Below are 8,895 nucleotides of genomic sequence, written 5' to 3' on the forward strand. Positions count from 1 at the left end.
AACGCTTAAAAAAGTTTGAAAGTTAGAAAGGTTGTCAAGTTAGAAAGGTATAAAGGTTTGGAAAGTTTAAAAGGGCAAAGTTCTAAGATTATAAATTAAGCAAAAAAAAGCACTTTAAAATTTTAAAGTGCTTTTATAAGGTTTAGTAGTAATCAACTAGCTATATAGTTCTTCGTAATATTGTTTTGCCATTCTATTACTTGTAAATTCAGGAATAGTATCTGTAATACTATTAAATACAATTTCTTGCCATTTTTTAGGCTTGTCGTAATATGTTGGTAATACTTCGTTTTCTAGAATATCAAATAGGTTTGCACAATCTTCTTGATCTTGTTCCCAAACAGGTTTTTTGTGATCTAATTCAGGTAATACAAAACAGTTTTCTCCGTGTTTTTGAAATTCTGGAATCCATCCATCATTAATTGATAGGTTTACAGAACCATTAAAAGAAGCTGTCATACCACTTGTTCCAGAAGCTTCTCGTGTAATTCTTGGGGTGTTAAGCCAAATATCTGAACCGCATTTAAGCTGTTTAGATAAATCCATTTCGTACCCAGTTAAAACGGCTAAGTTTTTTCTTTTTTTAGAAAAATTAACTAAGTGATTAAAAATATCAATAGCGTAATAATCTTTTGGATATGGTTTACCTGCCCAAATAATTTGAACTGGATATTTTTCGTTTGAAAGCAGTCTTTCAAAACGCTCTAAATCGTATAAGAACATATCCGCTCTTTTGTAGCCTGCAAAACGTCTTGCCCAAACAATTGTAATTACGTTAGGATCAAATTTTTTTTGAGTTTGATTCAACACAACATCAAATAACTCATTTTTAAGTTCCGTTTTTCTATCTTTGAATTTTTTAGTACTTTTTGTTTTCCAAGCTTTCTTTATTTCTTCATCTTGCCAGAAATTTTGATTTTGTGCATTTGTAATAGGAATTATTTTATTGATTCCATCAAAACCTTTCCACATATCATTTGAAACTACTGCGTGTAGTTTAGATACAGCATTCGATTTATTTGCCATCCTTAAAGCAGCAACAGTATAATTAATCATACCATCGTTTACCATTTCTTGTCTTAATTCTTCTTCAGAAAGTGTTCTTCCAAAAAAGCCACATCTATTTAAATGTCTTGCATCACGTTCTTCGTTTCCAGCTTTTTCAGGTGTGTGTGTTGTAAAAGCAAATTGTTCTTTTTTAATCCCTTGATCTCTTAAATAATAAAAAGCAGGTAATGCGTGTCCTTCATTTAAATGATATATATCTGCACCACCTAAAGCTTCCACAACCTTAGCTCCACCTATACCTAGAATTATACTTTGAGAAACTCTTGTAAGTTCGTTTGAATCGTATAAATGATCTGTGATAGTTCTTGATAAATGGTCATTTCCTTCTACATCAGTACTTAATAGGTACATTGGTACGCAACCAAAAATTTCAGGTTTTAAGATATAAGCTCTCACTTTTACAGCAGGATTGTCGTGAAGCGGCACTTCAACTTCAATTCCAGTATCTTCTAAAAAGTTATATGTTTTTTCTATAAAATCTGTTCTAAGTGTTCTATCTTCATTTCTTGCTTGGTCGTAATAACCATATTTCCACAGCATTCCAACTCCAACCAAATTCTGCTTCAACTCATGTGCAGAACGCATATGAGAACCAGCCAAAAAACCTAGTCCTCCAGAATAAATTTTTAATGCTTGGTGAATACCAAATTCCATACTAAAATATGCTACTTTCTTGTCATATTTTTTAGCTGGCTTGTACGGGTGATGCCATGTGCTATATTCATTTGCCATAATTTGTTCGTTTTAGAAAATTGATTGCAAATTTAAGTATTTAACTTATTTATAATATGTAATATATTAACCCATTTATGTATGAAAATGTGTTTTTGAGAATTTTTGATTTGATTTTTAGTGGTCTTCGGTTAATTTAGAACATATATGATGTTGAGGCGAAATGTCCTTATTTATTAATTTTAGTAGCAATTTTTAGATATTATTAATTGGTGCTTTTTTTCTGTCTGCATGTGTTTTTGCCCTTTTAATCATTTTTAATATTTCAAACCAAAGTACTGAAATGAAGCCAATTACAAAACAGCTTACTAATTGCAGTAAATTCAAAGTTTCAAATTCAAAAAAAGTTGTTAGTGGGTTAACATAAAGGATAAGGGCTACAAGAGCAATAGTTATAAAAATTATAAATAAAACCATGTTATTCTTATACTTCAAAGTTGTTAAAATTGAATAATAAAATGAGCGGTTTATTAAAGTGAGGAAAATATTTGCGGATATCAAAACAGTGAAAATCATTGTCCTTGTCAAAGCTTCATTGTAACCACTAATAACTGAATACTGGTAAACAAATAAAGTTCCTGCCGTTATCACCAATCCTTGTAAGATGCTTATTGATAATTCTTTCCAATTAAAAAAGGTAGTTGTCAATGCTTTAGGTTCCTGAAACATAGTATTCTCTTCCATTGGTTCATTTTCATAAATAATAGAACAAGTTGGTCCCATTATTAATTCTAAAAAAATAATGTGGATGGGTGAAAAAACATTGGGGTAAATCCACCCTAAAGCTAAGGGAATAAATACAGTTAGGATAATAGGGATGTGTATAGAGATAATGTATTGAATTGCTTTTTTTAGGTTCGCATATATCTTTCTGCCCATAGCTATTGCATCAACCATTTTTGACAAATCATCTTCTAATAAAATTAATGATGCTGCTTGTTTCGCTATTTCCGTTCCTTTTTTACCCATTGCAATGCCAATATGTGCAGCTTTCAGGGCTGGTCCATCATTCACGCCATCTCCTGTCATTGCTACAATTTGATTATTGAACTTTAAGGCATTGATAATTTTTAATTTAGCTTCTGGAAACATACGGGTAAAAATTGTAGTATTCATTACACAGTTTTTTAATTCATTATCATCTAATTTCATCAATTCATCACCTGTAATGTTTTTCTCGTAACCTTTAAATCCAATTTGTTTTGCAATTGCAATAGTAGTTGCTGAATAATCACCAGTTATAATTTTTACAGCAATGCCCGCAGTATAAAAATCTTCTAATACTTTTTGAATATTCTTTTTGGGTGGATCATAAAAAGCAATAATGCCTTTAAATTGAAATGACAATTTTTGTTGTTTTGCAGGATAATTGTTTTCTGTAAAATTTGACACACCTATTCCCAATATTCTATAACCATCATTTGCTAATATTTGAATGGCTTCACTTATTTGTTGTTTTTCGATTTTTGTAAGGTTTGAAATATTTATCAAAGCTTCGGGAGCTCCTTTAGCTGCTATAATTCGGTCGCCTTTATTGTTCTCAAAAACATGTGTCATCATTGGTGGTTTGCCACCTAATGGGTATTCGTGTATGAGTTTGTAATTTGGTCGTTCATCATTTTGTACAATATTTTTATAAGTTTGGTGTAGTGCCACTTCCATTGGGTCAAACGGAATAGGTTCGCTAGCCCACATTGCTAATGCTATAAGCTGTTTTTCATCATCTGATAATTGGTTGTTGGGTTGAGATATTTTATTTGATGATAGCAAAAAAAGTTTTGCTAAACTCATTTTATTTTCAGTAATGGTTCCTGTTTTATCAGTACAAATAACGGTTGCACTGCCTAATGTCTCAACGGTTTTCATTTGTTTAACTACAATCCCTATTTTCATTAAACGCCAAGCTCCTAAAGCCATAAAAGTTGTAAAAGCAACCGGGATTTCCTCAGGCAAAATGCTCATGGCTAAAGTGAGTGACTGCAACAAGCTGTTCATTAGGTTTTGAGAATTCCAATAATTAATTGTCCAAACAAATACAAAAGCTACAGCACCTGCGATTGCCATCTTTTTCACAAAATTTGCAATTTGTATTTCTAATAGTGTTTTTTCTTCAATTATACTTTCTAAACTCCTTCCAATTTTACCCAATTTGGTTTGGTTGCCAACAGCAGTAATTGTTGCAATTGCTAAACCACTTGCCACAGTTGTACCACTATAAATAAATTTATCTTCCTTTGTTTTATCTTTAAAAACAGCAAATGATTCACCTGTAAGTATGGATTCGTTTACCGAGAAATCGTTGGAATGAATAATACTTCCATCTGCTGTAATAAATGTTCCTTCTTCTACCATTAGGCTATCGCCTACTACTAATTCACTGCTTTTTATTTCTTCTATTTTACCATTGCGAATTACTTTGCAATGGGGTTGAGAAAAATCTTTTAATTTTTCCAAAGCACTCTTACTTCTCGAATTTTGGTATAATGAAATTGAGGTGATGAATATAATAGCTGCTACTAAGAAAATTCCGTCACCTGTTTCACCACTAATAAAATAAATAGAAGCAGCAACCAATAATAAAATCGTCATTGGTTCTTTAACAATATGTTTTAAGGTGTCTAAGAAACCGTTTTCTTTTTTGTAGTCTAATGTGTTTTGTCCAAATTTTCCCCTGGCGAGAATTACCTGCTCGTTTGTTAACCCTAATATGTCGAAATTATTTGCAGGCATTGTCTAGTTTTAATTACATTAAGTAGGGTAGGGTTACGGTTGGTTATAACATATAAATCTCATTAATTATTTTAAAACAGCCTTAAGCAAAACAAATTTTAATATTCTTATTCTTTCTTTTTCTTGCTTCTAATCATTGCCTCGAGCATATCCCACATTTCTTTTGGAATTTCTTCGAGCATATTAAATTCACCGGCTCCTTTTAACCATTCTCCACCGTCTATAGTAATTACTTCACCATTTACATAGGCAGAAAAATCACTCATTAAATAAGCCGCCAAATTTGCTAGTTCTTGATGTTCGCCAACTCTGCCAACTGGTACTTTCTTTTTCATATCAAATTTTTCTTTTAATTCTCCCGGAAGTAATCTATCCCAAGCGCCTTTTGTTGGGAACGGACCGGGAGCAATAGCATTTGATCTAATTCCATATTTAGCCCATTCAACAGCTAAAGAACGTGTCATAGCCAATACGCCTGCTTTTGCAGTTGCAGATGGTACAACGTAACCCGAGCCTGTCCAAGCATACGTAGTTACAATATTTAAAATGGTAGACTTTGGTTGTTTTGTAGCAATCCAGTGTTTTCCAAAAGCAAGCGTGCAATTTTTACTTCCTTTTAAAACAATATCAATAATTGTGTCAAAAGCATTTGCCGATAAACGTTCGGTTGGCGAAATAAAGTTTCCAGCAGCATTGTTTAGTAAACCATCTACCTTACCAAAAGTAGCCAAGGTTTGTTTTAAAACATTTTCTACTTCAGTATAATTTCTAACGTCGCATTGTACAGCTAAAACTTTTCCCCCAGTTTTTTCTTCTAACTCGATTTTAACAGCATTTAATTTTTCAATATTTCGAGATGTTATAACAACTGAAGCTTCTAATTCTAAAAAATAAGTAGTCATAGCTTTTCCTAAACCGCTGCCACCGCCAGTTACAACAATTACTTGATCTTTTAAACTTCCTTCTTTTAACATTGGTTTTTGATACATAAAAATGGTATTTTTGTTTATTATAAAAGTAGGGATTTTTTCAAATTTAGCTTGAAAATTAATATTTTTTATTTTTTTTTAAAATCTATTTGTCAAACACAAAAGGATTTGTATATTTGCCAACGCTTTCAAGGAGACTTCTTCTTAAAGTAAATTAAGAAAAAAAGAAACACTATTTTAAAAATTATAAGTAATGCCAAAAAGAACATTTCAGCCTTCAAAAAGAAAGAGAAGAAATAAACACGGGTTTAGAGAGCGTATGGCTTCTGCAACTGGTAGAAAAGTGTTAGCAAGAAGAAGAGCTAAAGGAAGAAAAAATGTAAGTGTTTCTTCTGCCCCAAGACCAAAGAAATAATGAAACAATAGTTTTATATATAAGGTGTTACTTTTTTTAGTAACACCTTTTTTTATGACCTTTTAATAAGTTTTGAAAACTATTTTTTATAAAAATTTGAATTTTATAGATATTTGCCATAATTATTAATTAATACTACAGATGCCAAAAAACAAAAACATTAAGTCAATTTTAATTATTGGTTCCGGCCCAATAATTATCGGTCAAGCATGTGAATTTGATTATTCTGGTTCCCAAGCAATTAGATCACTAAAAGAAGAAGGAATTGAAGTTACTTTAATTAATTCAAATCCAGCAACAATTATGACGGATCCGTCTTTGGCGGATAATGTTTATTTAAAACCTTTAACTACAAAATCAATCATAGAGATTTTACAAATGCATCCTAATATTGATGCTGTGCTGCCAACAATGGGAGGACAAACAGCATTAAATTTATGCATTGAAGCCGATGATAAAGGAATTTGGGAAGATTTTAATGTTGAATTGATTGGTGTTGATATTGATGCAATTAATATTACAGAAGATAGAGAGCAGTTTAGAAAATTAATGATTGAAATTGGAATTGGACAAGCGCCTTCTACAACAGCAACATCATTTTTAAAAGGGAAAGAAATTGCACAAGAATATGGTTTTCCATTGGTAATTCGACCATCATTTACATTAGGTGGATTTGGAGCATCGATAGTTTATAAAAAAGAAGATTTTGATGAATTGTTAAGTAGAGGTTTAGAAGCTTCACCAATTCACGAAGTTATAATAGATAAAGCATTATTAGGCTGGAAAGAATACGAATTAGAATTGTTAAGAGATAGTAATGATAATGTAGTTATTATTTGTACTATTGAAAATATGGATCCAATGGGAATTCATACAGGAGATTCAATTACGGTTGCTCCGGCAATGACATTAAGTGATACTACTTTTCAAAGAATGCGTGATATGGCAATACATATGATGCGCTCTATTGGAGATTTTGCTGGTGGTTGTAATGTTCAGTTTGCAGTTAGTCCAGACGAAAAGGAAGATATTATTGCTATTGAAATAAACCCACGTGTTTCACGTTCATCAGCCTTAGCATCAAAAGCAACGGGTTATCCTATTGCTAAAATTGCTGCAAAATTAGCAATTGGTTATCATTTAGATGAATTAGATAATCAAATTACAAAAACAACTTCAGCGTTATTTGAACCAACATTAGATTATGTAATTGTAAAAATACCACGTTGGAATTTTGATAAATTCGAAGGTTCAGATAGAACCCTTGGTTTACAAATGAAATCGGTTGGAGAGGTAATGGGAATTGGTCGTTGTTTTCAGGAAGCGTTGCATAAAGCCACACAATCTTTAGAAATTAAACGTAATGGTTTAGGAGCTGATGGAAAAGGAGAAAAGGATTATGATACAATAATTCAAAAGTTAACGTATGCCAGTTGGGACAGAGTATTTGTAATTTATGATGCAATTTCAATAGGAATTCCATTAAGTAGGATTCACGAAATTACAAAAATTGATTATTGGTATTTAAGACAATATGAAGAATTATTAGCACTTGAAAACGAAATTTCGACAAATAAATTAGATACACTTTCGTATGAATTATTGTTAGAAGCAAAGCAAAAAGGTTTCGCAGACAGACAAATAGCACATATGTTAGGTTGTTTAGAAAGTGAAGTAAAAGCGAAACGTACAGCATTAGATATTAACCGTGTTTATAAATTAGTAGATACATGTGCTGCTGAATTTAATGCACAAACACCATATTATTATTCTACTTTCGAAAATAAAATGATTACTCCAGATGGAGTTATTAAAGCTGATAATGAAAGTGTTGTAACTGATAAAAAGAAAATAGTTGTTTTAGGTTCTGGACCAAACAGAATTGGACAAGGAATTGAATTTGATTATTGTTGTGTGCACGGGGTGTTAGCAGCTAAAGAAGCTGGTTACGAAACAATTATGATTAATTGCAACCCAGAAACAGTTTCAACAGATTTTGATACCGCAGATAAATTATATTTCGAACCTGTATTTTGGGAACATATTTACGATATAATTGAACACGAAAAACCAGAAGGAGTTATAGTCCAGTTAGGTGGACAAACGGCATTAAAATTAGCTGAAAAGTTAGATAAATGGGGTGTTAAAATTATAGGAACTAGCTTTGAAGCCCTGGATTTAGCAGAAGATAGAAAGCGTTTTTCCGAATTATTAGTTGAATTAGATATTCCTTTTCCTCAATATGGAACCGCGACAACTGCAGATGAAGCAGCTGCAATAGCAGATAGCTTAGATTTTCCAATATTAGTGAGACCTTCTTATGTTTTAGGAGGACAAGGAATGAAAATTGTAATTAATAAAGAAGAATTGGAAAAACACGTAGTAGATTTATTACGTAAAATTCCAAATAATATGTTGTTGCTAGACCATTATTTAGATGGAGCAATTGAAGCGGAAGCTGATGCTATTTGCGATGGAGAAGATGTGTATATTATTGGGATAATGGAACATATAGAACCTTGTGGAGTGCATTCTGGAGATTCAAATGCAACATTACCACCATTTAACCTAGGTGAGTTTGTAATGCAGCAAATTAAAGATCATACTAAAAAAATTGCATTAGCTCTTAAAACTAAAGGGTTAATAAATATTCAGTTTGCAGTAAAAGATGATACCGTTTATATAATTGAAGCAAATCCAAGAGCATCGCGTACAGTTCCTTTTATTGCAAAAGCATATCAAGAACCTTATGTGAATTATGCGACTAAAGTTATGTTAGGAGTTAATAAAGTGAAAGATTTCAATTTTAACCCGAAATTAGAAGGTTTTGCAATTAAGCAACCAGTGTTCTCATTTAATAAATTCCCTAATGTAGATAAAAAATTAGGACCAGAAATGAAATCTACAGGTGAAAGTATTTTGTTTATTGATAGTTTAAAAGATGATCAATTTTATGAATTGTACTCGCGCAGAAAGATGTATTTGAGCAAGTAATAAAGTATAAAATATATAAAAAGAGCT

5 protein-coding genes are annotated in these 8,895 nt (G+C 31.7%); 2 read left to right on the plus strand and 3 right to left on the minus strand.

The window, feature by feature from the left end:
- Positions 1 to 156: 156 nt before the first annotated feature.
- The 3 genes from glgP to AB1Z17_RS02945 form a co-directional block, all read right to left on the minus strand.
- Entirely contained in the window at positions 157 to 1,800 is a 1,644-nt protein-coding gene (gene glgP / locus AB1Z17_RS02935) for an alpha-glucan family phosphorylase (RefSeq protein WP_368050296.1), read from the minus strand.
- A gap of 195 nt (positions 1,801 to 1,995) precedes the next feature.
- Positions 1,996 to 4,530 carry a cation-translocating P-type ATPase gene (locus tag AB1Z17_RS02940; protein ID WP_368050297.1) on the minus strand — a complete coding sequence of 845 codons (2,535 nt, stop codon included), beginning with the start codon at positions 4,528 to 4,530 and terminating at the stop codon, positions 1,996 to 1,998.
- Positions 4,531 to 4,637: 107 nt separating this feature from the next.
- Positions 4,638 to 5,519, minus strand: a complete 882-nt coding sequence (locus tag AB1Z17_RS02945) for an SDR family oxidoreductase (protein WP_368050298.1) — start codon at positions 5,517 to 5,519, stop codon at positions 4,638 to 4,640.
- Positions 5,520 to 5,712: 193 nt separating this feature from the next.
- Between AB1Z17_RS02945 and rpmH the strand changes: the two genes are divergently transcribed.
- Entirely contained in the window at positions 5,713 to 5,874 is a 162-nt protein-coding gene (gene rpmH / locus AB1Z17_RS02950; protein WP_368050299.1) for a 50S ribosomal protein L34, read from the plus strand.
- Positions 5,875 to 6,015: 141 nt separating this feature from the next.
- Positions 6,016 to 8,868 (plus strand): carbamoyl-phosphate synthase large subunit, encoded by a 2,853-nt coding sequence (carB, locus tag AB1Z17_RS02955; RefSeq protein WP_368050301.1) that lies wholly within the window; start codon positions 6,016 to 6,018, stop codon positions 8,866 to 8,868.
- Positions 8,869 to 8,895: the final 27 nt, after the last annotated feature.

Origin of the sequence: Lutibacter sp., from assembly GCF_040883305.1 — a bacterium.
In the GTDB taxonomy this organism is placed as follows: domain Bacteria; phylum Bacteroidota; class Bacteroidia; order Flavobacteriales; family Flavobacteriaceae; genus Lutibacter.

Excerpts from the sequence above, each read along its gene's own strand:
- AB1Z17_RS02940 (WP_368050297.1), bottom strand. The coding sequence starts at position 4,530 with ATGCCTGCAAATAATTTCGACATATTAGGGTTAACAAACGAGCAGGTA.
- carB (WP_368050301.1), top strand. The coding sequence starts at position 6,016 with ATGCCAAAAAACAAAAACATTAAGTCAATTTTAATTATTGGTTCCGGC.
- rpmH (WP_368050299.1), top strand. The coding sequence starts at position 5,713 with ATGCCAAAAAGAACATTTCAGCCTTCAAAAAGAAAGAGAAGAAATAAA.
- AB1Z17_RS02945 (WP_368050298.1), bottom strand. The coding sequence starts at position 5,519 with ATGTATCAAAAACCAATGTTAAAAGAAGGAAGTTTAAAAGATCAAGTA.
- glgP (WP_368050296.1), bottom strand. The coding sequence starts at position 1,800 with ATGGCAAATGAATATAGCACATGGCATCACCCGTACAAGCCAGCTAAA.